25 protein-coding genes and 1 pseudogene are annotated in these 22,527 nt (G+C 68.3%); 13 read left to right on the plus strand and 13 right to left on the minus strand.

Annotation, left to right across the window (positions count from 1 at the left end; genetic code table 11):
• Positions 1-102 precede the first annotated feature (102 nt).
• The 4 genes from ADBZ5U_RS04745 (at position 103) to ADBZ5U_RS04760 (ending at position 2,346) form a co-directional block, all read left to right on the plus strand.
• Positions 103-441, plus strand: a complete 339-nt coding sequence (locus ADBZ5U_RS04745) for a DUF4345 family protein (protein WP_526262897.1) — start codon at positions 103-105, stop codon at positions 439-441.
• A gap of 267 nt (positions 442-708) precedes the next feature.
• Positions 709-933: an antitoxin MazE-like protein gene (locus tag ADBZ5U_RS04750; protein ID WP_526262899.1), complete on the plus strand. Its 225-nt coding sequence runs from the start codon at positions 709-711 to the stop codon at positions 931-933.
• Positions 933-1,262: a type II toxin-antitoxin system PemK/MazF family toxin gene (locus ADBZ5U_RS04755; RefSeq protein WP_526262901.1), complete on the plus strand. Its 330-nt coding sequence runs from the start codon at positions 933-935 to the stop codon at positions 1,260-1,262. The genes ADBZ5U_RS04750 and ADBZ5U_RS04755 overlap by 1 nt, the downstream gene beginning before the upstream one ends.
• Positions 1,263-1,311: 49 nt before the next feature.
• The gene (locus ADBZ5U_RS04760) at positions 1,312-2,346 is read left to right on the plus strand and encodes a zinc-dependent alcohol dehydrogenase (RefSeq protein ID WP_526262903.1); all 1,035 of its coding nucleotides are present in this window, start codon (positions 1,312-1,314) and stop codon (positions 2,344-2,346) included.
• Here the strand turns inward: ADBZ5U_RS04760 and ADBZ5U_RS04765 are convergent.
• Positions 2,343-3,038 (minus strand): type 1 glutamine amidotransferase domain-containing protein, encoded by a 696-nt coding sequence (locus tag ADBZ5U_RS04765; RefSeq protein WP_526262905.1) that lies wholly within the window; start codon positions 3,036-3,038, stop codon positions 2,343-2,345. The two genes, ADBZ5U_RS04760 and ADBZ5U_RS04765, sit on opposite strands and share 4 nt — an antisense overlap.
• 178 nt (positions 3,039-3,216) lie before the next feature.
• Between ADBZ5U_RS04765 and ADBZ5U_RS04770 the strand changes: the two genes are divergently transcribed.
• Entirely contained in the window at positions 3,217-3,450 is a 234-nt protein-coding gene (locus tag ADBZ5U_RS04770; RefSeq protein ID WP_526262907.1) for a hypothetical protein, read from the plus strand.
• Positions 3,447-3,782 (plus strand): type II toxin-antitoxin system PemK/MazF family toxin, encoded by a 336-nt coding sequence (locus ADBZ5U_RS04775; protein ID WP_526262909.1) that lies wholly within the window; start codon positions 3,447-3,449, stop codon positions 3,780-3,782. Before ADBZ5U_RS04770 ends, ADBZ5U_RS04775 begins: the two co-directional genes overlap by 4 nt.
• Positions 3,783-3,836: 54 nt before the next feature.
• On the opposite strand, the gene ADBZ5U_RS04780 is transcribed toward ADBZ5U_RS04775, so the two are convergent.
• The 9 genes from ADBZ5U_RS04780 to ADBZ5U_RS04820 all read right to left on the minus strand — a co-directional run bounded on the left by ADBZ5U_RS04780 (position 3,837) and on the right by ADBZ5U_RS04820 (position 12,980).
• A complete protein-coding gene (locus ADBZ5U_RS04780) occupies positions 3,837-4,127 on the minus strand; it encodes a DUF6958 family protein (RefSeq protein ID WP_526262911.1) in 291 nt (96 codons plus the stop codon).
• Between the two features lie 10 nt (positions 4,128-4,137).
• Positions 4,138-4,920, minus strand: a complete 783-nt coding sequence (locus tag ADBZ5U_RS04785) for an SDR family NAD(P)-dependent oxidoreductase (RefSeq protein WP_526262913.1) — start codon at positions 4,918-4,920, stop codon at positions 4,138-4,140.
• A complete protein-coding gene (locus ADBZ5U_RS04790; RefSeq protein ID WP_526262915.1) occupies positions 4,917-5,630 on the minus strand; it encodes a nitroreductase family protein in 714 nt (237 codons plus the stop codon). The genes ADBZ5U_RS04785 and ADBZ5U_RS04790 overlap by 4 nt, the downstream gene beginning before the upstream one ends.
• 19 nt (positions 5,631-5,649) lie before the next feature.
• Positions 5,650-6,474: an alpha/beta fold hydrolase gene (locus tag ADBZ5U_RS04795; RefSeq protein WP_526262917.1), complete on the minus strand. Its 825-nt coding sequence runs from the start codon at positions 6,472-6,474 to the stop codon at positions 5,650-5,652.
• Positions 6,471-7,823: a carotenoid oxygenase family protein gene (locus tag ADBZ5U_RS04800; protein ID WP_526262943.1), complete on the minus strand. Its 1,353-nt coding sequence runs from the start codon at positions 7,821-7,823 to the stop codon at positions 6,471-6,473. The genes ADBZ5U_RS04795 and ADBZ5U_RS04800 overlap by 4 nt, the downstream gene beginning before the upstream one ends.
• 12 nt (positions 7,824-7,835) lie before the next feature.
• Complete coding sequence (locus tag ADBZ5U_RS04805; RefSeq protein ID WP_526262919.1) at positions 7,836-8,465, minus strand: NAD(P)-dependent oxidoreductase; 630 nt, start codon at positions 8,463-8,465, stop codon at positions 7,836-7,838.
• Between the two features lie 198 nt (positions 8,466-8,663).
• On the minus strand, positions 8,664-11,612 hold the full coding sequence (locus ADBZ5U_RS04810) for an MMPL/RND family transporter (protein WP_526262921.1): 2,949 nt from the start codon (positions 11,610-11,612) through the stop codon (positions 8,664-8,666).
• A gap of 10 nt (positions 11,613-11,622) precedes the next feature.
• On the minus strand, positions 11,623-12,030 hold the full coding sequence (locus tag ADBZ5U_RS04815; protein WP_526262945.1) for an MmpS family transport accessory protein: 408 nt from the start codon (positions 12,028-12,030) through the stop codon (positions 11,623-11,625).
• A 26-nt stretch (positions 12,031-12,056) separates the two neighbouring features.
• Positions 12,057-12,980 carry a haloalkane dehalogenase gene (locus tag ADBZ5U_RS04820; RefSeq protein WP_526262923.1) on the minus strand — a complete coding sequence of 308 codons (924 nt, stop codon included), beginning with the start codon at positions 12,978-12,980 and terminating at the stop codon, positions 12,057-12,059.
• 447 nt (positions 12,981-13,427) lie between these two features.
• Between ADBZ5U_RS04820 and ADBZ5U_RS04825 the strand changes: the two genes are divergently transcribed.
• On the plus strand, positions 13,428-14,075 hold the full coding sequence (locus ADBZ5U_RS04825) for a TetR/AcrR family transcriptional regulator (RefSeq protein WP_526262925.1): 648 nt from the start codon (positions 13,428-13,430) through the stop codon (positions 14,073-14,075).
• Here the strand turns inward: ADBZ5U_RS04825 and ADBZ5U_RS04830 are convergent.
• A complete protein-coding gene (locus ADBZ5U_RS04830) occupies positions 14,072-15,469 on the minus strand; it encodes a 4Fe-4S binding protein (RefSeq protein WP_526262927.1) in 1,398 nt (465 codons plus the stop codon). The genes ADBZ5U_RS04825 and ADBZ5U_RS04830 overlap by 4 nt on opposite strands.
• Complete coding sequence (locus ADBZ5U_RS04835; protein ID WP_526262929.1) at positions 15,466-16,830, minus strand: cytochrome P450; 1,365 nt, start codon at positions 16,828-16,830, stop codon at positions 15,466-15,468. The genes ADBZ5U_RS04830 and ADBZ5U_RS04835 overlap by 4 nt, the downstream gene beginning before the upstream one ends.
• Positions 16,831-16,908: 78 nt before the next feature.
• On the opposite strand from ADBZ5U_RS04835, the gene ADBZ5U_RS04840 reads away from it, so the two are divergent.
• A complete protein-coding gene (locus tag ADBZ5U_RS04840) occupies positions 16,909-17,511 on the plus strand; it encodes a TetR/AcrR family transcriptional regulator (protein ID WP_526262931.1) in 603 nt (200 codons plus the stop codon).
• A 30-nt stretch (positions 17,512-17,541) separates the two neighbouring features.
• Positions 17,542-18,330 (plus strand): alpha/beta fold hydrolase, encoded by a 789-nt coding sequence (locus ADBZ5U_RS04845; protein WP_526262933.1) that lies wholly within the window; start codon positions 17,542-17,544, stop codon positions 18,328-18,330.
• Between the two features lie 81 nt (positions 18,331-18,411).
• Here ADBZ5U_RS04845 and deoD read toward each other — a convergent pair whose 3' ends face one another.
• Entirely contained in the window at positions 18,412-19,122 is a 711-nt protein-coding gene (deoD, locus tag ADBZ5U_RS04850) for a purine-nucleoside phosphorylase (protein ID WP_526262935.1), read from the minus strand.
• 324 nt (positions 19,123-19,446) lie between these two features.
• Here deoD and ADBZ5U_RS04855 point away from each other — a divergent pair, with 324 nt between their 5' ends.
• The 4 genes and pseudogenes from ADBZ5U_RS04855 to ADBZ5U_RS04870 form a co-directional block, all read left to right on the plus strand.
• On the plus strand, positions 19,447-20,421 hold the full coding sequence (locus ADBZ5U_RS04855; RefSeq protein ID WP_526262937.1) for a coiled-coil domain-containing protein: 975 nt from the start codon (positions 19,447-19,449) through the stop codon (positions 20,419-20,421).
• A 148-nt stretch (positions 20,422-20,569) separates the two neighbouring features.
• Entirely contained in the window at positions 20,570-20,785 is a 216-nt protein-coding gene (locus tag ADBZ5U_RS04860) for a ferredoxin (protein WP_526262939.1), read from the plus strand.
• Positions 20,782-22,185, plus strand: a complete 1,404-nt coding sequence (locus ADBZ5U_RS04865) for an NAD(P)/FAD-dependent oxidoreductase (protein WP_526262941.1) — start codon at positions 20,782-20,784, stop codon at positions 22,183-22,185. Before ADBZ5U_RS04860 ends, ADBZ5U_RS04865 begins: the two co-directional genes overlap by 4 nt.
• Before the next feature lie 16 nt (positions 22,186-22,201).
• Positions 22,202-22,527 (plus strand): annotated as a pseudogene (locus ADBZ5U_RS04870) (cytochrome P450); the annotation flags it as partial.

Here is a 22,527-nt window from a genome sequence, read left to right on the forward strand (position 1 = left end):
CGACACCGGGATGTCGCTGGTGCTGGGGTTTCCGACGCACGCGGTGTTCAACCTGATCTTCCTCACCGCCCTGGGCATTCCGCTGCTGGCGTTGAGGGCGCCGTGAGCGCCGCCGCACAGATCGGCGCGGCGATCTCGATCCTCGCGGGCTGCCTTGGTCTCATCTGGCCGAGGAAGGTCAGCGCGGTCATCGGGCTGCACCTCCCGGGCCCGCTGGGTGTCTCGGAGTTCCGGGCGACGTACGGGGGACTGTTCATCGGGGCCGGGCTGGCCGTTCTGCTGATCGGAACCCGCGAGGCGGCGCTGGTGCTCGGCGCGGCATGGGGCGGGGCATTCGTCGCCCGCGCCATTTCAGTGGCCGTCGACCGGTCGCGGTCGAAGGACAACATCGCCGGCTTGGTGATCGAGGCCGTCGTCGCGGCACTGCTCGTCCTGCCGTGAACCCCGGCACCGGAATTCCCCTCGTCAGCGAACGGCTGACGCTGCGGGAGTTCGCCCCCGACGACGAGCCCGCGGTGCACGCCTACGCCTCGAGGCATCGGCAAGGGTCCTGAAGAAGGCCGGTATGAACCTTGAAGCCCATGTGTCCGTGTCGGTCCGGGGGTCGTGGCGCGATTCCCTGCTTTTCGCCCGCACCGGTGGTTAGCCGAGTGTTGCCGCACCGCGCGCGGAACACCGCGTTCGACAGTTACATGTAACATTAGGTCCATGGGCAACCGTGACGTGGGGAAGCGAGTCGCTGAACACCGGGTTCGGCTGCGCGATCAGGGACTGCGCCCCCTGCAAATCTGGGTCCCCGACACCCGGGCCCCCGAATTCGCCGCAGAGGCGCATCGGCAATCGGCTCTGGCCGCTGCTAGCAGCAACGCAAGTGACGACCAGGCCTTCGTAGACGCGATCTCCCAATTCAGCGACGAAGACTTTCCCGACTAGTGAGACGCGGCGAACTCTGGACCGCCTCGGCCGGCCAAGGCTACGCGGGCAAGCCACGCCCGGTCCTCATCATCCAAGATGACCGATTCGACGCCACTGACTCAATAACTTTCTGCCCGCTAACCACTAGCACCGTCGATATCCCATTACTGCGAATCCCATTGCAGCCCAACAGAACCAACGGACTGACTGCCCCGAGTAGCATCATGATCGACAAGATCACCACGGCCCACAGGTCTAAGTTGGGGCAACACATCGGCAAGATCACGACGACTGAGATGCTGCAGCTGGAGCGCGGGCTATTGGTCTATCTCGGCATGACGGGCTGACCATCTCACAGTTTCGGCTGCACTCCACCGAAGGAAATGAGAAGCCTCGATGCGACACCTCGTCCTCACCCAACCCGGCCACCTGGAGTGGCAGCAGGCGCCCGATCCCGAACCGGGACTCGGCCAGGCTGTCGTGCGTCCGCTGGCGGTGTCGCGCTGCGACCTCGACGCCGCGATGGCCGGGTTCGGCCTCTTTCCGGGCCCGTACCCGGTCGGCCATGAGATCGCCGCCGAGGTCGTCGCCGTCGGGCCCGGCGTCACCCGCGTCCAGCCCGGCCAGCGGGTCGCCGTGCCCTTCCAGGTGTCGTGCGGTGTCTGCGGTTCCTGCAGTGAAAGGCATTACGCCGCCTGCCAACCAAACCAGGCCCGCGCCGGGGCGGCTTTCGGGTTCGGCGAGGCCGGCGGCGGACACGGCGGCGGTGTCGCCGATCTGCTCCTGGTTCCGGCCGCCGACCACATGCTCGTGCCCGCGCCGGAGGGCATCGACGACATGACACTGGCCACCATCCCCGACAACGTCGTCGACGCATACCGCACCGTCGTCGACGGACTGCGCGGGCGCCCGGGTGCCGACGTGCTCATCATCGGCGGCGACGCACCCTCGATCAGTCTCTACGCGATCGCCTGCGCACGGGCCCTCGGTGCCGGCCGCATCCGCTACGCCGACAGCGACCCGGCCCGGCTGGCCGCGGCGTCGGACTTGGGCGCCGACGTCACCGATCTGGAGGGTGCGTTCCCGCGCCGGCTTGACCGCGCGCCGATCGTGGTCGCGGGTGCGCTCGCCGTCGAGGGACTGCACTGCGCGATCCGCTCCACTGAGCCCTACGGCCGGCTGACGTCGGTGGTGATCCACTTCGGCGATCAGGTCGGCCTGCCGCTGCTGGAGATGTACACCCGCGGCATCACTTTCCATACCTCGCGCGCGGATTCCCGCCGCTACCTGCCCGAGGTGCTCGACTTGGTAGCGGCCGGCCGGCTGGACCCCCTGGCGGTGCCGACCACCGTCGTCGACTGGGAGCAGGCCGACCGCCGCTGGCTTGAGCCGGCGATCAAGATGGTCGTGCGCAGACCGGCCGGCAGCTAATCGCGGGACGACCCGCGCCCGCAAGCGGCCAGCAGTGCTTGGGCGGTGGCGTCGGAGGATGCGGGATTCTGGCCGGTGATGAGCAGGCCATCGTGTTCGACATGGCTCTGCCAGTCCTCGGCGCGTCGGTACTCGCCGCCGTTGGCGCGCAGCATCTCTTCGACCAGGAAGGGAACCACTTCGGTGAGCCCGACCGCGGCCTCCTCGGTGTTGCTGAATCCGGTGACCCTTTTGCCGCGGACCAGAGGCACGCCGGCGGAGTCCTTCGGATGGCGCAACACGGCCGGTGCGTGGCAGACCGCGGCCACCGGCTTTCCCGTTGCGATGGCCTGCTCGATCAGAGCGATTGAATTGCCATCCTCAGCCAGGTCCCACAGCGGCCCGTGCCCGCCGGGGTAGAAGACGGCATCGAAGTCCGCGATGTCGACAGTCGACAGCGGCACGGTTGCGGCCAGTGCGGCGCGGGCGTCCTCGTCGGCCTCGAAGCGGCTGGTCGCGGCGGTCTGGGCGTCGGCGGCTTGGCTCTTCGGGTCGATGGGCGGCTGGCCGCCCTTGGGGGAGGCCAGCGTCAGTTCGGCACCGGCATCGCGCAACACGTAGTACGGCGAGGCGAACTCCTCAAGCCAGAATCCGGTCGGGTGGCCGGTGTCGCCGAGTTGGTCGTGCGACGTGAGGACCATGAGGATCTTCATGCGACGAGCTTGTCACACGACCGATCGGTGGTCGGCCTAACCCGGACGCGGGTGCCACGTGAGTTCCGACGTTTGCGCCACGCCACGAACTCGAGGACCTCGCCGGCCAGACCCTCGACGACCTGTGACCGGCTTAAACTCGACTACCGCAGGTCTACAAATCGTCTACACTAGGACCATGGCCGCAGAAACGACAACTGTCCGTGTTCGCCGCCCCGATTCGGAGCGACTCCAGTCGCTGGCGAAGGACCGGCAGATTTCCGTTGTCGACGTGGTACACGCCGCCATCGACGCCCTTGAAAGGCAGGAGTTTCTGCGCGGGCTGAACGGGGACTACCAGCGCCTGCGCAACGACCCTGAACTGTGGGAGCAGTACTTGGCCGAACGCCGTGATTGGGATGCGCTGGCTTGATCTGGCGGGGAGAGATCTACTACGTCGATCTCGGCCAACCAGTTGGACACGAGCAGGCCTTTCGTCGCCCGGCGGTAGTGGTGTCGGTCGACATTCTCAACAACGGGCCCGGCGGCTTGGTGGCCGTCGTCCCACTCACGACGGCTCGGTATGGATTACGCAGCCACGTCGCACTTGAACCAGACGGCAGCGGACTAGGCCGGACCTCATACGCTCGCTGCGACCAACTGCGGACGATCGCCGTCGAGCGCCTGCTATCTCGCCAGGGAATGCTCGATCCGCAACGTATGCAGGCCGTCGATCAGGCCCTGCGATTCGTGCTCGATCTCTGAACCCATGGCCGCCGCCGACAACCCGACTGAGGCCGCCGTCCTAAGTGCCGGCGGTCAAACCCGATGCCAGCGAAGCGGTCTGGAATCGGCGCAGCGGCGGAGCAGACCCTTGGCTTCAAGGTCGAGTTGCACGGTCTTCTGCCACCATCCGGCCTTCTCGCCACCCGGCCAGAGGGTCTGCGGGAGGATGGGCGCCACCTGGTCGAGCATCTCCTTCGCGGTCAAGCCGGGTGCCTCTGCGGGAGTCACGGCGAGGATGGCGCGTCTCATCGCCTCGTACTTCGCGGCGTCGACTTGCGAGGTGTAGCCGGGAACATTGATGTTCTCGACTGTCACCTTGTTCACCCCGCCCTTCTCAGTGATCAGCCCGCACCCTCGCCCCGGCGAAGCGTGCCATCGTCGCGCGCGGAAGGAACCGGTAGCCGGTGGCCGCGAGATTATTTGCCACACCGGGGATGACGCTGGGGGCCCGGCCGTTGAAGAAGGCCCGCAGGCCGAATTCGGCGACGTGCTCGGCGGACTGGCGGCCGCGGGTCATGAATTCCTTGTTGCCAGTGACGTCGAAGAACCCGGTCTCGGTGGCCCCGGGGGACAGGGCCATCACCCGCACGCCGGTGGTGCGGGTCTCGGCCCACAGCGCCTCGGTGAAGGACAGTACGAACGCCTTCGTCGCCCCGTAGACCGCCATCGTGGCCAACGGTTGATAGGCCGCCGTGGAGGCCACGTTGAGTACCCCGCCGCGGTCGCGCCGGAGCATCGCGGGCAGCAGGCGGGCGGTGAGGTCCACCAGCGACGAGCAGTTGAGCTGGATCTCGCGGGCGAGGTTGTCGGGGTCCTCCTCGGCCACCGGATTGTGCGACCCGAAGCCGGCGTTGTTGATCAGCACGTCGACATCGAGAGCGCGGGCGGCCAGTTCGGCGGTGAGCGCGGCACCACTGCCCGGTTCGGCGAGGTCGGCGGCGATCACCTCCACCTCGATGCGGGGGTTCTCGGTGCGCAGCCGTTGTGCGAGTGCGCGCATCTTGTCCTCGCTGCGGGCGGTGAGCACCAGGTTGTGACCCCGCCGCCCGAGTTGCAGCGCGAACTGCTCGCCGATGCCGCTGCTGGCCCCGGTCACCAACGAGGTGTGTTCTGTCATCGGTCTGCCTTTCGGTCGGGTGGTTGTGGGCCGCCGAATTCCGGCCCGTCGGCGCGGTCAAGAGTGGTGAACGAGCGCACCGGCCGGCGGCGCAGCCGGCGGCGCAGGTGGGCGGGATGGCCGAGGGCGACGACGGTGGCCAGCGCCCAGTGCTCCGGCGCTCCCAGCAGTTGCTTCACTTCCGGTTCGGTCCGGACCAGCATCGTGGTCATCACCCCGCCCAGGCCCTCGGCGTGCGCGGCCAGCAGGATGCTCCAGACGAACGGGTAGACCGAGGCGCCGCCGGCGAACGGGTAGCGCTCGAAGTCCCTGTCCACCGCGGCCAGCGCCGCCAACTCGGCGAAGATCGCCATCAACACCGGGACGCGGTCGAGTTCTGCGGCGAAGCCCTGTCCCGCCGCGGCGTCGATCTCGGCGGGGACGGCCGCTACCGCAGCCTCCTCGGCGGCCGGATCGTTGCCCGGCGCCCACGGCCGCAGGCCCGCCGCGCTCATCGCCAGGTAGTCACGCCAGCCTGGAAGGTACAAGTCCCGCAGCGCGATTCGGGTGCCGGCGTCCTTGACCACCACCACATGCCAGGCCTGGGCGTTGCCGCCGCTGGGCGCGAACCGGGCGGTGTCGAGGATCCGCGCGACGACGTCGTCGTCGACCGGTTCGTCGGTGAACTCGCGCACCGCCCCGGTGTTGCGGAGGGTTTCGATGAGGTCCATAGGGGTGATCCTGGCGCGATCAGGTCCGGGAGGCCAGCGAATCCAGCGCCGCAACAACGGCTTCGGGTGCTTCCAGCGGGGCGAGGTGCCCGCAGTCCGGTACGACCTCGATGGTGGCGTCGGGCACCAGACTTGCAAACGGCATCGCCGCGTCGACCGGGTACAGCGCGTCCTGTGCGCCCAACAGGATGGTGGTCGGCACCTGAAGCCGCGGCAGCACCGCGGACATGCCGGGGGAACGGGTCAGCACTGTGCGCACGGTGTCTGTCGCCGCCGCGCGGTCGAAGGAGCCTAAGGCCGAGACGAACTCGGCCACCCGTTCCGGGTGCGCCCGCTTGGTGGGTGCTGCGATCATCGACCGGGCGGCGCCCTTGCCGAAGAACGCCGTCGACCCCATCAGTCGGGTGCCGAGGACCAGCATGCGATGCCCGCCGAGGCTGGGCGCCAGCGGGGTGTTCATCATCAGCACCGCGGAGGTGCGCTGCGGGAACTGCACGCCGGTGTGCGCGGCGACCTGGCCGCCCCAGGAGCAGCCGGCCACCACCGCCGTTTCGATACCCAGTTCGTCGAGGAGATCGACCACCGCCCCGGCATACCGCTCGGGTTGGACTTCGCCGTCCGGCGGGGTGCTCTCCCCGAATCCCGGGCCGTCGACGCAGATGCTGCGCCACTGTCGCCGAGCAGAGGGTGGGCCGAGCAGTTCGGTGACGTGACGATACAGGCGGTGGTCGCTGAACAGCGACGGCCACAGCACCACCGGTGTGCCGTCGCCCCCACCGTGCCCGCTGTCGGCGACGGCCAGCGCTCCGAGGCGGGTCGTGACCCGCCGGTTGAGCGCGGTCATTTCGTGGTCCGAACGGCGTGGTCGCTGATCCAGTTGCCGTGGAATCCGAACGGAACCCGCTGCGGCAGAGGGACTCTGGCGACCGGCCCTGCCTCGACGTCCAGGGCGTCGAGGATGATCAGCTCGCTGCGGTCGGTGGTGGCGTCGTAGACGTAGCTCATCAGCCAGCCGTCGTCCTCGCTGACGGGGTGCTCGCGCGGCACGAAATCGGTCTCGCCCGACCCGCGCCCGTTCCCGAGGGAGTGCACCGCCACGGTGTCCTTCTCCAGGTCGTGCTTGTAGATGTCGCCGGGTGCGAAGCCGTCGTCCACCCCGACGCCGTAGCCGAAGCGGTGCCGGCCGGCCGACACCGACTGGGCGACGCGGGGGAATTCCATGGTGCGGTCGTCGAGTTGCTGCTGGCGCACCGTCCGTCGTACCGGGTCGACGGTCCAGCGGTACAGGCTGGGCAGGCAGTCCCCGAAGGGCCCGCGGATGTCGCGGTCGAACATCCGGTCGTAGCGGCAGATGTCGATGACGACGGTGCCGTCCTCGGCGTCGTAGGCGTTCATCGGGTGGTAGGCGTAGCAGGGATCCAGTTCGCACCAGATGATGTCGGCGGCGTCGCTGCTGGTTCGCGGCAGCAGGCCGACGCGTGGGGTGTAGGCCGGGTTCCAGCGGAACGGGAAGCGCCCTGCGCCAACGAGGTTGACGTCGACGGTCACCGGCAGGTCGTAGACCACCGCGTAGTTCCGGGTCAGTGACATGTCGTGCACCATCACCATTGCCGGCAGCGGGATGTCGACGGTCTTGGACACCCGTCCGTCGGCACCGACGACCACGTACTTGATGTGGTCGAACCACCGCGCCCAGGCGTGACACATCGCATGCAGTTCGCCGGTGAGCGGGTCGAACTTGGGGTGCGCGGTGAAGGCCCCGGGCAGGGTCCCCGAGAACGTGCCCACCCCGGCTGTGTCCAGGTCATAGCCCAGCCGGACCGGCGGGCCGCCGCCCTCCACGATCGCCAGTGTCTCCCCGGCCCAGGCCAGAACGTTGGTATTGGGCGCGCCGGGTGGATCCCCAGCGGTGGCCCTCTCGCCCAGCGCTTCTCGCACCGCGCGGCTGCGCACATAGCGGTTGCGGTACCACTCGGCGCGGCCGCCGCGCAGCCGCACTCCGTGGACCATCCCGGTGCCGGCGAACCAGTGGTGCTGCTCGGGCTTGTCGAGTGTCACCGGGTTGGGTCCGTTGCGCAGGTAGCGGCCCTCCAGTTCCGTTGGGATCTGGCCGATCACCTCGAGGTCGAAGGCCGTCACCTCGGTGTCGACCGGGGCGAAGTTGCCCTGCAGATAGATGTTGTCGGTTGTCATCACTCACTCCACCTAGTTGCTGATGCTCGGTGTTGAATGGACGATTTCGGCGGATGTCGCCTGATCGAGGAGGAATCGCGCGGCCGAGGCGGCGGTGATCGACAGGCCGATCCCCCGGCCGTCGGGGCTGACCCGCAGCGGCCGCTCGGGGCCCTCCTTGATGTTCGGCAGGCGCACCGAGCACCACTCGACCGCGCTCTCGCGCAGGCCGGCTTCCATGCGGTTCTTGTCCTCGATGATGGGTCGCAGCCAGCGCACGAAGAGCGGGATGACGATGCGGTTGGCGAACCAACTTCCGCTGCCGCCGGCTCCGACGTTTGACATGCACACGATGCGCGGGACGTCGTGCTGCTCCATCGCGGCGAGGGTGACCAGCACCGAGTCCGAGATCAGTGAGGTCGGCGCGCCGTCCCCCTTGCCGCCGATGCCGAGGCAGTGGATGACGGCGTCGGCGCCGCGGACACACCGCTCGACGTCGCTCGGCGCCAAGGGACTGCCACCGATCACGGTGAGTCGCGGATGGCTCAGCGGCACGCGGCTCGGATCACGAACCAGCGCCGTGACCTCGTGCCCGTCCTCGAGCGCCCGGGAGACCACGAGCCCACCCGTGAGGCCGGTCGCGCCGAATACGCCGAGCTTCATACCCGCGCCCGTATGTTCACAACGTGAACTTTACCCCTGGTGTTCACACTGTCAACATAAAGATTCCGGCCGCGGTCGGCAGCCGCGGATTGCTGCGGCCAAGCGCCCACCGGATTCCTCCGGATCGGGTTGTGGGCGGGAGTCGCCTACTTCTGCTGCATGGCGGTGGCGCACTTCTTCGGCCTGAAGTATCCGCAGCTAGCGAACAGCATCTTGCCGAGGCGGACCGGCCCCGGCGGGGCCGGTCGCAGCGAGGAGTTCGCGGACCGAGGGCCGGGTGCCGTAGGGCCGCAGCATCGCACTGGCCGGGCGAGGCCGAACCTTCAGCGGCCACCAGAACCACCGGCCCAGCAGTGCGGCGATGGACGGTGTCATGAACGAGCGCACGATGAGGGTGTCGAAGATCAGGCCGACGCCGATGGTGGTGCCGATCTGGCCGAGGGTCAGCAGGTCCCCGAAGATGAAGCCGCACATGGTGAAGGCGAACACCAGACCGGCGGCGGTCACCACCGACCCGGTGCCGGCCATCGTCCGGATCAGGCCGGTGTTGAGCCCCGCCCCGATCTCCTCCTTGAAGCGGGCGATCACCAGCAGGTTGTAGTCCGATCCGACCGCAAGCAAGATGATGACGGCCAGCGCCAGCGTGATCCAGTACAGCTCGATGCCCAGCAGGTGCTGCCAGATCAGCACCGACAACCCGAAGGACGCGCCCAGCGACAGCACGACCGTGCCCACGATCACCGCCGCGGCCACCAGGCTACGGGTGATGAACATCATGATCAGCAGGATCAGACTGATCGCGGCGACGGCGACGATCAGCAGGTCGTAGTTCGCGATGTCACGGGCGTCCTTGAAGGTCGAGGCGGTGCCGCCGATGTAAATGCTCGACCCGGCCAGTGGCGTTCCCTTGAGGGCCTCCTCGGCGGACTGGCGGATCGGGTCGATATGGGAAATGCCCTTCGGCGTGGCCGGATCGGTGTCGTGGGTGATGATCATCCGCGCCGCCTTGCCGTCGGGTGAGAGGAAAAGGGTCAGTCCGCGCCTGAACTCCGCGTTGTCGAACACCTCCGGCGGCAGGTAGAAGGTGCTGTCGTCCTTGGACTCATCGAACGCCTGCCCCATCGCGTCGGAGTTCTTCAGCGCCTCGGCGGCCTGCTGCAAGAGCCCGGACTGGGTGGCGTGGTTGGACTCGGTCAGCGCCTTGCTGCGCTCCTGGATGGCGATCTGTTCGGGGATCAGCGCCATCTGTTCGGGGATCAGCGCCAGCAGTCGGGGTTGGAGGGCGTTGAGCCGATCGAGGCTCTCGGTGACCGCTGCGAACTGATCGGTGAGTGCGTCCACCCCGTCGAGGGCGTCGAACAGCGAGCGGAACGTCGCGCAGACCGGGATGTCGAAACAGTGCGGCTCCCAATAGAAGTAGTTGCGAATCGGGCGGAGGAAGTCGTCGACGTCGGCGACCTTGTCGCGCAGTTCCTTGATCGTCTCGGAGGTCTCGCGGAAGGCCGTCACCTGCTCGTCGGTGGCCGCGACCGCCTGCTGCTGGAGCGTGTACTGCTGCTCGGACAGCGCGTACTGCCGCTGCAGCAGCGTGATCGACTTCGAGATCTCGTCAACCTGCTCAAGCAGATCCTCGGCGCGGGCCTGCTGGAACGGAAGGTTGTTGATCTGCGCGGAGGACTGTGCACTCATCTGGAATCCGAGGGAGGAGTGATCCAGCGGCGTGCCCAGCGGCCGGGTGATGGACTGCACCATGGCCACCCCCGGAGTGCCGAAGACCGCCTTGGCCACCCTTTCCAGCACCATCATGTTGGCCGGGGTGCGCAGATCGCGATCGGTCTCGATCATGAGTACTTCCGGGTTGAGCCGCGCTGCCGAGAAGTGTCGCTCGGCGGCCGCGTAACCGACTTTGCCGGGCGCCCAGTCGGGCTGATAGCGGCGGGCGTCGTAGTTGGTGCTGTAGCCGGGCAGCGCGAGCAGACCGATCAGGGCCACCGCGATGCTCGCCGCGAGGACCGGCCCGGGCCAGCGGACGATCGCGGTGCCGATGCGCCGCCAACCGCGGGTCCGCGGGGCGCGCCTGGGATCGAACAGACCGAAGTGGCTGCCCATGACGATCACCGCGGGCGTCAGGGTCAACGACGCGACCAGGGTGACCAGCACGCCGATGCCGGCCGGGATGCCCAGGCTCTGGAAGTACGGCGTCCGGGTGAACCGTAGACAGCACACCGCGGCGGCCACGGTCAGGCCCGATCCGATGATCACGTGGGCGGTGCCGCGGTAGGAGATGTAGTAGGCGGCCTGCCGATCTTCACCGGCCTGGCGCGCCTCCTGATAGCGCCCCAACAGAAAGATCGCGTAGTCCGTGGCGGCCGCGACCACCAGCAACGTCAGCAGGTTGGTCGCGTAGATCGACAGCGGAATGATTCCGACGTGACCCAGGAAGGCGACCACTCCGCGGGCCGCGGCCACCTGGACGGCGACCGCCACCAGCGTGAGCAACGCGGTGGCGAAGGATCGGTAGACGACCAGCAGCATCAGCCCGATCACCCCGAAGGTGAGCCCGGTGACTTTGAGGTGGTCCTTCTCGCCGACGGCGAACTCGTCGGCGAAAAGAGCGGCCGGGCCACTGACGTAGGCCTTGAGCCCGGGCGGCGACGGGGTGTCGGCCACGATGCCGCGAACCGCCTCGACGGACTCGTTGGCCTGACTTCCGCCCTGGTCCCCGGCGAGGTAGACCTGGATCAGCGCGGCCTTGCCGTCGCTGCTCTGGGAGCCGGCCGCGGTCAGCGGATCGCCCCAGAAGTACTGGACGTGCTGCACGTGCTCGGTGTCGGCCCGCATCCTCTCGACCAGAGCGTCGCCGAAGCGGTGCGCCTCGTCGCCCAGCGGTTGATCTCCCTCGATCACCAGGGTTACAAGTGCGTCGGTGTCGTATTCCCCGAACACCTGTCCCACCCGCTTGGCCGCGACCAGAGACGGGGCGCCCGGGGCGCTCGCCGACACGTTATGGATGCGGCCGACCTCTTCCAGCGGCGGGACAAGCGCATTGCTGGCCGCGGCCAGGGCCAGCCAGAAGATCGCGATCGGTATCGCCAAGATCCGGATCAGGCGCGGGATGGCCGACGGGGAGCCGTGGCGGGTGCTCATCCGACCCGCCTCACCCGGACTTGTCCAAGCAGAAGACGTAGGCCGAGGCGGCATCCGAGTAACGCTCCACCTTCACCGCGCCGTCGATGGTGATCCGGCAGCCTAGGCTGTCGCCGTCGCCCTGGGCCTGGACGTTGACCAGCACCGCCGGGGTGGTCGTCGAGTCGTCGTAGGACCACGGCAGGGCGGTGGCGTCGACCCGTTGCGGGCGGGCGTTCACGTCCAGGTAGGTGATCGTCGCGGTCGCCCCGGGCTCACCGAACACCTCGAGCTGAACCCGTTTGGGGTTGAACGGGACGATCTGGTCGGCGACGCCGCCGGGGGTCCGGACATCGTGGTCGTGCGATCCGGAGGCCCGCTGCAGCCGGTAGACGGCGAAAGCGGCCAGTCCGACGACGACGACCGCGACCAAGACCATCCAGGTTCGCCGGGCAAGCCGGCCCTTCACGGCGCGATTCTCGCGGCGGGCCGGCACGCGGAGTCTCCACGAGCGAGCGGGATCCATCGAGCGAGCGCAGTCCCGATATCGTCTGCGGAATCTTCCTGGACGACGTGGATTCCACTGATCGTGATCTCGGTCTGGTTGGGCCACGAGCGGCAGAACTCACGCTGTGCGCCAATCAGCATGCTGCCCGGCTCGGCGTTGAAGAACAACTTCGGCAACTGGGAGTGCGACAGCCAGTCTGCGTACGCACCCACGATCTTGGCGACGTCTGCCGGCTCGCCACCGATCGGGATCTCCCTCGGCCACTGCAGGGTCGGCCACCTGCCATCCCCAGGCTCGGCGAACGGCTGGCGATAGGCCGCCATTTCCTCGTCGGTCAGTGCGCGGATGATCGAGCCGGGCAGAACCCGTTCGACGAAAATGTTGCGATCGAGGATCATCGACTCGCCGTCGTCGCCGCGGAATCCCTGGAAAACTCTGCGAGCACCGTCCGGCCACTCATCCCAGCCCCGGAACGGACGGACTATGCCCTCGGCGTAGGCGATCGCTGACGTCGCCGCCCGATGCCTGTTCGCCCAGTCGAACCCGAGCGCGCTGCCCCAGTCATGCAGAACAAGAGTCACCCGCTGGGAGGCATCCAACTGCTCCAACAAGGCATCCAGATACCGGCGATGTTCGACGAACCGATATTGATCCCCGCCACCGCGGCGCTTGTCGGAGTCGCCCATGCCGATCAGGTCAGGCGCAATACAGCGGCCAAGGTGTGCCACATGCGGGATGACGTCACGCCAGACGATCGACGACGTGGGGTTGCCGTGCACAAAGACGATCGGATCACCCTGCCCCACTTCGTAGTAGGCCATCGTCAGGTCGAGAACTTCCGTTCTCCGCTTGGAAGCGACGAAGTCGGAGATGGCGGTCATCGGACAGCCTTCCGAAACCGAACGGACGTCATCCGGGAAGGGGAGTTGCCGATGTTGGGGACGTGGGCCGCTCCATGTTCACGCCGTGAACTTTACTCATCGTGTTCACACTGTCAACATCGAGTTTCCCGGCTCGTTTCCGATCAGGATCGCCGCCGCGACAATGCTCCGCCAGCCGTAAGGCCCTCCACGAAGCCGGCGAGCACAGCACGGCATGTTATGTCATATATTGACTCTCATAGGTGTTCTGCCGTAGGGGGACTCGGGCGGGTCTGATGCGGTGAGCGGGCAGCCGGACTCTGGTGTCGGTGGCACTGCTCGCCGTCGTCGCCAACGGACGGTGCTCTACGAGGTGGTGCGCCACCGCGACGCCCGTGCCCGAATCCGCCACGCCGCCGAGCACTGACGGAGATCCTCGGCTTTACTCTGGTTGTTCACATTGTCAACATGGAGACCATGACTGCGGCCAAGAACACCTACCACCATGGGGACCTGCGCAACGCCCTGGTGCTCACCGCCGTTCGCCTGATCGAGACCGACGGACTCGGCGAGTTCAGCCTGCGGGCCACCGCCCGCGAGGTCGGGGTCTCGGCCAACGCCGCCTACCGGCACTTCGGTGACAAGTCCGATCTGCTGACCGCGGTCGCCCAGCATGGTTTCGCCCAGTTGGGTCAGCGGATGCGGCGGGCGATGAGCGCCACCCGGGCAGGGAGGAACGCGGCCGAGCTGGCTGTTAACCGGTTCAAGGCCACCGGCCGGGCCTACGTCGAGTTCGCCCTGGCCCGCCCCGAACTGTTCGAGGTGATGTTCGGCCGCGCGGATTCGCATGCGCCGGTTGACCCGGTCGACGACGAATCCGGCACGTATGCGCTGCTGGGCAGGGCCCTCGACGACCTGGTCGACCACGGCGTGCTGCGCGCGGCCGCCCGACCGGGCGCAGAACTCAAGGCTTGGGTCACCGTGCACGGCTTCGCCCGGCTGTGCCTGGACGGAGCGCTGCATCTGCCGCCGGGTTCGACGCGGGCCGGGGCGCTGGAGTCCCTGCTCGACTTCGCCGTCGCGGGGATCTGCGCGTCCCCCCAGGACGGCACTTAAACCGGAAAGCAGCGCTGGAACGTCTTGAGGTGACGGACCGGGCCCTTGATCCGGACCTTGTGGGTGAGCACCGCCCAGACCGGGTTCCTCTCACCGCGGGTGATCGCCAGCCAGGTGTCGGCGTCGGCATCGACCGACAGATCGGGTTCGCCGGCCCGGCCGGACTCGATCTGCAGTGTCCCGCGGTCGATGACGTAGGTGGCCTCCAGGGAACTGCTGCCGCGGAAGGCGAAGTGCACGCGCAGGTTCACGTCCTTGGCGGCCTTGGCGGCGAACACCAGGGGCGAACCGGCCACGAACGCCTCCACAGTCGCGGGGGCCAGACCGTTGGTGATGTGCCGGATCTGCTTGTGCGGGAAGCGGGCCCGTACGTGCGCCTCGGCGTCGCTGCCGGCCACCACGTAGACCGGTTCGGTCTTGCCGGTCAGCGGTGTGACGACCTCGTCGACGTGCCGCCGGCGATCGGCGAGGTAGGTGCCGATCACGTCGTCCCCGGCCGGGCACACCGACATGCAGTAGGCGGCTTTGTAGTTCGCGCCGAACGACAGGCTCTGCCAGACACTCGCGGTCTCGGAGACCGGCACCTTCCGCTGGTACTCCGAACGCCCGGCGCTGTCGGCGACCTGACCCACCCAGTCGGCGAAGCCGCCGAGGAACTCGCGGTAGTTGTGCGTGGTGCAGGCGGCGAAGTCGAAGCCGCCGTCGGTCTTGACCGCGCCGACCGGGCAGGCCGCCACGCAGAGCTTGCAACCCAGGCAGGGGTTCCAGTCGATGGGCTGGGCCTGCTGGTCGTCGGCGACGACGGCGTCGGTCAGCACTACCCCGATGAGGACGAAGTTGCCGAACCGGGGGTGGATGACGTTGCGGTGGATGCCCATCTGGCCGAGGCCGGCGGCCACCGCGATGGGTTTCATCGAGATCGTCCAGATCTTGCCGGGGAACCGGTCGACCTCCATGGGGAACCCGCCGGGCGGGCAGACCGCGCGGTGCCCCCGCGTCTCCAGTTCCCGGGTGATGCGGCGCGCCACCTCGTTGGTCTCGTCGATGCTGTGGTGGAACTCGCCGTTGGCCACCGAGCGGGCCGGCGCGCGGACATTGCCGCGGTTCATCTTGACCACGAACGCGATCGCGGTGCGCGCTCCCGGCAGCAGCTCCTCGATGTCGGCCCGCTGGGCGGCCATGTCGTCGCGGTCGACGGCCACCAGCCCGACGTCGTCGGCACCCGAACGCAGGGCCAGTGACCGGAGCTCCTCGGCCCCGACGGGAACCGGCCGCGGCCGTGCGGCCCGATCCTGGTACGCCGTCAGGGTCAGCTTCACCGGGGTCGGCCGGTGTTGCGGCTGTGTGGTCCCGTCGAATATCGGCAGCCGCGGCAGGGGGTTGTCAGTAGTCACGAGCGCACCCTGTGTGTGACGGCCCAGACCGGACCGGCGGCAACGGCGGTGAAGGGCGTCGCGACCGGGAAATGATCTGCGGTCGAACGTATTTCGGTGTCGCGGACGATCGTCGCCAACGCCAGGGTGGCTTCCAGCATGGCGAAGTGATCGCCGATACAGGAGCGCGGGCCGCCCCCGAACGGCAGGTATTGCCACCGGTCGCGACCCGCGGAGTTCTCCGGGTTGAACCGGTCGGGGTCGAACTCCGTCGGCCGGTCCCACAGGGCCGGGTCGCGGTGCAGGGCGCTGATCCCGACCACCAACTCAGTGCCGGGCTCGATCCGGTAACCGGCGACATCGACGTCGCTCGTGGCGGTCCGGGTGACCACGGGTGCCGGTGGGCACAGCCGCAGTGCCTCGTGCAGCACCATGACGGTGTAACCCAGGCGGGGGACGTCGGCGGGGGTCAGCGGGCGCTCGCCGAGGCTTGTGGCTTCCGCGCGCACCCGGTCCTGGATATGGCGATGGCGCCCGAGCGCCCACAGGGCGTAGGCCAGGGTGGTCGAGGTGGTGTCGTGTCCGGCGAGCATGAAAACGACCAACTCGCAACGGATTTCGGCGTCGGACAGCGCCCTGCCGGTGGCCGGGTCGCGCGCCGCGATCAGAGCGCGGACCAGCGGGGCGTCGCGGTCCGGGTCGGCCCGGCACTGGGCGAGGATCTCCCCGGCGAGCCGGTGCAGGGCGGCGCTGGCGGCACGGGCGCGCCGCCGGGCCGGCGTCGGCAACCAGCGCGGGACGTGGAAGGGACTGGCGCCGCGGTCGGCGACGTAGGTGATCGCCGTCCGCACCGGGTCGGCCACCGCGTCGGTGCGCGACTGGAGATCCAGGCCGAGCACCGAGCGGCCGAGCGCCCCCAGGGTCAGGCGGCGCGACTCGGCGTCCAGGTCGATGCGCGCGCCGTCGGGCCACCGTCGCGCGAGGGCCTCGGCGACCTCGGCCATGTGCCCGCCGAACCGCTGGACGTGCTGTTTGGTGAAGACCGGTTGCAGGGCGCGCCGCCGGGGTTGCCAGTTGCGGTAGCGCATGTCGAACAGGTTGGGCCCCAGCAGATGGCGCATCTCGTCGTGGATGCTGGTGCGCTCCATCTCCTCGGGGCTGCGGCCGAGGATGTCGCGGGCCGCGCGCGGCGATGTCGCGACGACGACCGCCGGCACCAGCCACCGGGGGCCGAGCCGAAGCCGGGTCACCGGCCCGCCGGCGTCGCGCAACACCTGCGGCCCGGAATTGAACGTCCGGATCACGGCCAGTTGCCGCCGCAGCGGCAGCGGGTTGCGCGGCGGCGCGGGGTTGGCGTCCAGGGTCCCCGCGCTGCGCTCCATCGCCCTCCTGCCGACGTTCTTGGTTACCAGTCAAGAATGTTCTTGATGGAAAGTCAAGAAGGGATCTAGCCTCTAGGGGTGCCGCCGAACCGACGCAACATCCCGCGTGAGGACCGCCTCGAGGCGGTCGTCGCCGCGGCGCGGCAGCGCTTCGAAACCCACGGTTACAAGGGCACCAGCGTCGCCGACATCGCCGGGGACGTCGGCGTCAACGCCGGCTCGATCCACTGGTACTTCCCCACCAAGGACGACCTGTTCGCCGCCGTGCTGGCGCGGGTGGCCGGGGAGTCCCGCGAGTCGGCGAACGCCGCGCTGGCCGCCGGTGCCGATCCGATGCAGGCCCTGGCCGGTGTTTTGGCCGCCGCCGAGCGGTACCGCGGAATGCACATCGACGCCCATGACCGGGTCGGCGAGAGCGACGCCGTCGCCCGGGTGCACGAGGAGTTCCACGCCTGGCTCGACGACCTGCTGCTCGCCGTGGTTCGCCCCCGCCTGGGCAGGGCCGCCGACATCGACCTCGTCGCCGACGCCGCGCACATCATGTTCGAGGGACTGCTGGGCAGCACCATTCCCCGCGACCGGCCGTTCGAGGAGATCGTGCAGTTCCTGGTCGAGATGCTCGTGGCGGCCGCTCCCCAGGCTGCGCGCCGCAAGCGACGGATTGTCCCACCGAGATATTAGATGACCCTTTGGTCATGTACTGTCGAAGTCGTGACAGCGGGCCTCTATCTGGAGACGGTTGGCAGAGGCCCGTCGCTGGTGCTTCTGCATGCCAACGGCGGTGACCACCGTGACTTCGGCGCGATCGCGCCACGCCTGGCCGAGTCCGGCTGGCGGGTCACGGCGCTGGACTGGCCGGGCCACGGCCGTAGCCCACGATCCGGTGCGGAGACCGCCGTCGGATTCGGCGACCGACTCGTCGACGTGCTCGCAGACCTTGGCGGCCGGCATGTGCTACTGGGGAACTCGGTCGGCGGTTTCGCCGCTCTGCGCGCCGCGGCGCACGCCCCGGACCTGGTTTCCGGTCTGGTGCTCGTATCACCGGGAGGATTCACGCCGCACTGGGTCGGCACGACGATCGCCTGCCGCATGATCGGCTCGGCAGCGGTCGCACCGCGGGCCTACCGCATGCTTCCCCGGCTTTATCTGCGGGACCGCAATCCGGGGGTCACCGCGGCGATCGCGCGGGCCGAGGAGGCCTCACGGTCGTCCGGCAGCGCGGAGGTGTTCGCCGACGTGTGGCGTAGCTTCGCCGATCCCGAACACGATGCCCGCCCGCTGGCCGCGGGGGTGTGCTGCCCGGTGCTGCTGGCCTGGGGAACACGGGACCCGATCCTGCCGTGGCGGATTGACGGCCGACGGGCCCGGGCCGCCCTGCCGGACGCCGAGGTCGTCACCTTCGACGGCGCCGGGCACCAGCCGTTCATCGAACGGCCCGATGAGTTCCTCGACCGAACGGGACCATTTCTGGCTCGGTTGCGACTCGCGAACTCGGCGTGATCTCGACTGCTCCCCGACGACGGCAGTGAATCGGTCCAGCCGCGGCGCCTGGGGTTCGAGCGCCAGACCGGTCGTGCCCGCTCACGCCAACTCCAGGGCGATCTCGATCATCTTGGTGAACGCCGTCTCGCGCTCCTGCGGGGTGGTGTGCAGGCCGGCGGGGATGTTGTCGCTGACGGTGAAGATCCCCAGCGCGTCGACCCGGGCGGCCGCGGCATTGGCGAACAGTCCGGCGGACTCCATCTCGACGGCGAGGATGCCCATCTTCGCCCACTTGCCCAGCGCGTCGGGATCGTCGTTGTAGAAGATGTCCGACGACAGGACGTTGCCGACGTGGCTGCGCTGGCCCTGTTCGTCGGCGATCCGTTTGGCCTTCTCCAGCAACCGGTAGGACGACAGCGGCGCGTAGGTCCCCGGCAGACCGAACTGGCTGATGTAGTTGGAATCCGTCGAGGCGCCCTGGGCGATGATCACGTCGTAGAGGTCGATGCCGTCCTGAATCGTGCCGCAACTGCCGACCCTGATCAGGTTCTTAACGTCGAAGAAGTGGATCAGCTCGTAGCTGTACAGCGAGATCGACGGGACGCCCATGCCGGTTCCCATCACCGAGACCTTCCGGCCGCGATAGGTGCCGGTGAAGCCGAGCATCCCGCGCACCCTGTTGAAGCACCTGGGGTCGTCGAAATAGGTCTCGGCGATGAATTTCGCCCGCAACGGGTCGCCCGGCAGCAGGATCGTCTCGGCGATCTCCTCGCCCTGCGGGTCGATGTGCGGAGTGCTCTTGCTGGACATGGCGGAATTCCTTCGTGCCGGACGTCTCGAGCTTGGAGATTAGCGCTCGGGGACGTCCCGACCGCGTGATTCAGGCAGTCACGGCCGCGGTCGGCTCGCCGAGGGCGATTGGGGGCCCGGCCGGCCCGAACGCCCCCCACCACGTCAAATGCCGGGGCCCTAAGGTTGATCATCGATTATTCCAAGCCAATTCTCAGTCCGCTCGGTTGGACAAAGTTAATGGCGCTTCCGTAACCTGACCGTGACCTTTAGGCGCACACACAGCGCAGCTAGACAAGCAGTTCGGCGAAGCAGCCGTCGACGGCAGTCAAAGGATGCAGACTCGTGAAGTTTCCCCCCGCGTTCATGGCCGATTCCGTTGTCTTCAAACCGGTCGTCGGGTTGGTCGTCGGGCTGACGGTCCTCGCCGCGGCGGGAGGCGGGGTCGCCCAGGCCGACCCGGCCCGCGACGGCGACGTCAATCTCAATGAGCTGCACCGGCAGTCTGAAGAACTCGGCCGGTCCATCCACGCGGCCAAGGCCGACCTCGACAACAAACTGCAGCTGCTCGACGCCGCCGATGCCAAGCACACCGCGGATATGGACGCCCTGACCGCGGCCAGGGCACAGCTCGCCGGTTATCAGGGTGCGGTCGACACCTCAGCCGCCGCGGTCTACATGGGCGGGCGTACCGACGGACTCACCGCCCTCCTGACCTCCGCGTCGCCCAAGAACCTGATCGACAAGCTGGCCATCCAGCGAACGATGGCCACCGAGATGGCCGCGCAGATGCAGAACTTCCGCGAGGCCGACCGCCAGGCCCAGGTCATCGAGGCGGCCTCCGCCGAGTCCGCGGTCACCGCCAAGGTCACCGTCGACGAGGCCGTCGCCCTGCGCGCCGATCTGCAGCGCAAGCAGGCCGACTTACAGAAGCAGATCACCGACGCCAAGATCCGCTACCTGACGTTGCCGCCTGCCGAGCAGGCGGCGATGGCCCCCTCGGCGGCGGTCGTGAGTGCGCTGGGCCTGGCGAACCCCATCCCGACGGTCGGCATGGGTGGTCTGATTCCCAATGCGAGGGCGCTGGCCGCATACATCATGGCCACCTATCCCGGTGTGCAGTCCATCGGTGGGGTGCGTGCCGACCCGATCCCGGATCACCCGAGCGGCCATGCCATCGACATCATGACCGGATCGGACATGGCCCTGGGCGATGTCATCAACGCCGACATTCAGAGCCAGTCCGCGCGTTTCAACGTCCGGTACACGCTGTGGCGGGTGGCCAATCACTTCAACCACGTTCACGTCACCGTCGACTGATATCGGCCTGAATTCTGCGACCGACCCGGGCCAGCCGCCGGCGGCCCGGTAGCCGGCGAGTTCGAGGGTTCCAGCGCGGCGATACGGGATGGCCGGATGTCTTGCCATGCCCTGATCATTTGCCGCCCTCGCCACTAGTCTCGTGACCATGCGACTGGTCGTTGATCTCAACAGATGTCAGGGATACGCCCAATGCGTACCGCTCGCCCCGGAGGTGCTCAAGCTCAACGGAGAGGAAGCCCTGGCCTACGACCCGAATCCGGACGAATCGCAACGCCGGCAGGTGCTGCGGGCGGTGGCGTCCTGCCCGGTGCAGGCCATCATCCTGGAACTGGATCCGCCGGCAGACCGGACCACGCTGTGAGTGGTGTCTACTCGTTCGACGAGATCCTCGCGAAGTTCCGGGCGCAGGGCCGAATCGTCATCGTCGGCGCCTCCCTGGCCGGCTTGCGCGCCGCGGAAGCGCTGCGCGACATGGGTTTCGAGGGATCGCTGACCATCATCGGCGACGAGCCGCACGAACCCTACGACCGGCCGCCGCTGTCCAAGCAGGTGCTCAAGGGCTGGGTGCCGGCCGATCACACCAAGCTGCCGCGGCTGCGCCGGGTGGACGCCGACTGGCGCCTCGGCGTCGCCGCGGTCGGCCTGGACCGGATCAATCACGTGGTCAAACTGGGCAACGGCGAGGAGGTCGGCTACGACCGGCTGCTGATCGCCACCGGCACCCGGGCCCGGCCCTGGCCCAACCCGGAGGAGGCCGCGCTGCAGGGGGTCTTCACCGTGCGCACCGTCGAGGACGCCACCGGCCTGTCGGCGGCGTTAAAGGCCAAGCCACGACGGGTGCTGATCATCGGGTCCGGTTTCGTTGGCTCGGAGATCGCCTCGGTGTGCCGGGACCTCGATTTGCCGGTCACCGTCACCGAACGCGGCAGCGGCCCGCTCAAGGGCGCGCTGGGTGGGGTGATCAGCGACATCGCCGCCCAGATGATGCGCGATGCCGGGGTGGACCTGCGCACCGGCACGGGTGTGAAGTCGCTGGAGGGCGACGCGTCCGGTCACGTCCGGTCGGCGACGCTGACTGACGGCACGGTGCTCGAGGTCGACGTGGTGATCCCGTCGCTGGGTTCGATCCGCAACGTCGAGTGGCTCGAGGGCGCCGGACTGGCCTCCGGGCAGTGGGGTGTGGGCTGCGACGCGGGCTGCCGCGCCTTCGACATCAACGGCGTGGTGACCGACCACATCTTCGTGGCCGGCGACGTCGCGCGCGCCCCGCACGTGCTGTACGGATACGAGTATCTGGCTCTCGAGCACTGGGACAATGCGGTGTCCGGCGCCGAGGTGGCCGCCAACAACATGCTCAATCTCGAGGTGGGCCGCCGCCCGCACCTGCCGCTGCCGTCGTTCTGGTCCGGCCAATTCGGGGTCAACATCAAAAGCGTCGGGGTGTGCTCGTTCGGCGACGAGATCGTGTTCACCCAGGGTTCGCCGGAGAACCGCCGCTTCGCCGCCGCCTACGGCAAGAACGGCCGGATCGTCGGCGCGGTCACCTTCAACCACGGCAAGTGGCTGCCCTACTACGCCGAACTCATCGAGCGCTCCGCGCCGTTCCCCCCGCCCCCGCCCGGCTTCGACCGGCCGGCCAACCACGAGGTCATGCCGGCCCGGTTCCCCGACCCGCGGGAGCCGTTCGGCAATCCCGACGTCGTGCTCACCGGACACGATCCCACCGACCGCGCCGCCGAATTCCGGCCCCGCAGCCATTAGCCAGGAGAGCGCACAGATGGACGCCGCAACCGCCTGGGCCGAGGCGATGAAGTTCGCCAACCGCCCCAACCCCTACCCGTTCTACGAGGAGCTCCGCCGGACGCCGGTGGCGAAAGTGTCGGATAAGACCTACGTCGTCACCGGGTATCCGGAAGTCCTTGCGCTGGCGCACGATCCGCGGATCAGCGTCGACGTCAGCCGCAGTCCCTCGGGGTTCTTCGGCGAGAAGGTGGTCCAACTCGACCCCGCCGAGGCCGCCCAGACCCGCAATCTGAGCATGCTGGTCACCGACCCGCCCGAGCACGACACGATGCGCCGCCAGTTCATGCGGCACTTCGGTCC

This window comes from Mycobacterium sp., assembly GCF_040398885.1.
In the GTDB taxonomy this organism is placed as follows: Bacteria; Actinomycetota; Actinomycetes; order Mycobacteriales; family Mycobacteriaceae; genus Mycobacterium.

Excerpts from the sequence above, each read along its gene's own strand:
- ADBZ5U_RS04860 (WP_526262939.1), top strand. The coding sequence starts at position 20,570 with ATGCGACTGGTCGTTGATCTCAACAGATGTCAGGGATACGCCCAATGC.
- ADBZ5U_RS04810 (WP_526262921.1), bottom strand. The coding sequence starts at position 11,612 with ATGAGCACCCGCCACGGCTCCCCGTCGGCCATCCCGCGCCTGATCCGG.
- ADBZ5U_RS04770 (WP_526262907.1), top strand. The coding sequence starts at position 3,217 with ATGGCCGCAGAAACGACAACTGTCCGTGTTCGCCGCCCCGATTCGGAG.
- ADBZ5U_RS04765 (WP_526262905.1), bottom strand. The coding sequence starts at position 3,038 with ATGAAGATCCTCATGGTCCTCACGTCGCACGACCAACTCGGCGACACC.
- ADBZ5U_RS04805 (WP_526262919.1), bottom strand. The coding sequence starts at position 8,465 with ATGAAGCTCGGCGTATTCGGCGCGACCGGCCTCACGGGTGGGCTCGTG.
- ADBZ5U_RS04820 (WP_526262923.1), bottom strand. The coding sequence starts at position 12,980 with ATGACCGCCATCTCCGACTTCGTCGCTTCCAAGCGGAGAACGGAAGTT.
- ADBZ5U_RS04800 (WP_526262943.1), bottom strand. The coding sequence starts at position 7,823 with ATGACAACCGACAACATCTATCTGCAGGGCAACTTCGCCCCGGTCGAC.
- ADBZ5U_RS04815 (WP_526262945.1), bottom strand. The coding sequence starts at position 12,030 with ATGGTCTTGGTCGCGGTCGTCGTCGTCGGACTGGCCGCTTTCGCCGTC.
- ADBZ5U_RS04835 (WP_526262929.1), bottom strand. The coding sequence starts at position 16,830 with ATGGAGCGCAGCGCGGGGACCCTGGACGCCAACCCCGCGCCGCCGCGC.
- ADBZ5U_RS04750 (WP_526262899.1), top strand. The coding sequence starts at position 709 with ATGGGCAACCGTGACGTGGGGAAGCGAGTCGCTGAACACCGGGTTCGG.
- ADBZ5U_RS04790 (WP_526262915.1), bottom strand. The coding sequence starts at position 5,630 with ATGGACCTCATCGAAACCCTCCGCAACACCGGGGCGGTGCGCGAGTTC.
- ADBZ5U_RS04795 (WP_526262917.1), bottom strand. The coding sequence starts at position 6,474 with ATGACCGCGCTCAACCGGCGGGTCACGACCCGCCTCGGAGCGCTGGCC.
- ADBZ5U_RS04785 (WP_526262913.1), bottom strand. The coding sequence starts at position 4,920 with ATGACAGAACACACCTCGTTGGTGACCGGGGCCAGCAGCGGCATCGGC.
- deoD (WP_526262935.1), bottom strand. The coding sequence starts at position 19,122 with ATGTCCAGCAAGAGCACTCCGCACATCGACCCGCAGGGCGAGGAGATC.
- ADBZ5U_RS04825 (WP_526262925.1), top strand. The coding sequence starts at position 13,428 with ATGGAGACCATGACTGCGGCCAAGAACACCTACCACCATGGGGACCTG.
- ADBZ5U_RS04760 (WP_526262903.1), top strand. The coding sequence starts at position 1,312 with ATGCGACACCTCGTCCTCACCCAACCCGGCCACCTGGAGTGGCAGCAG.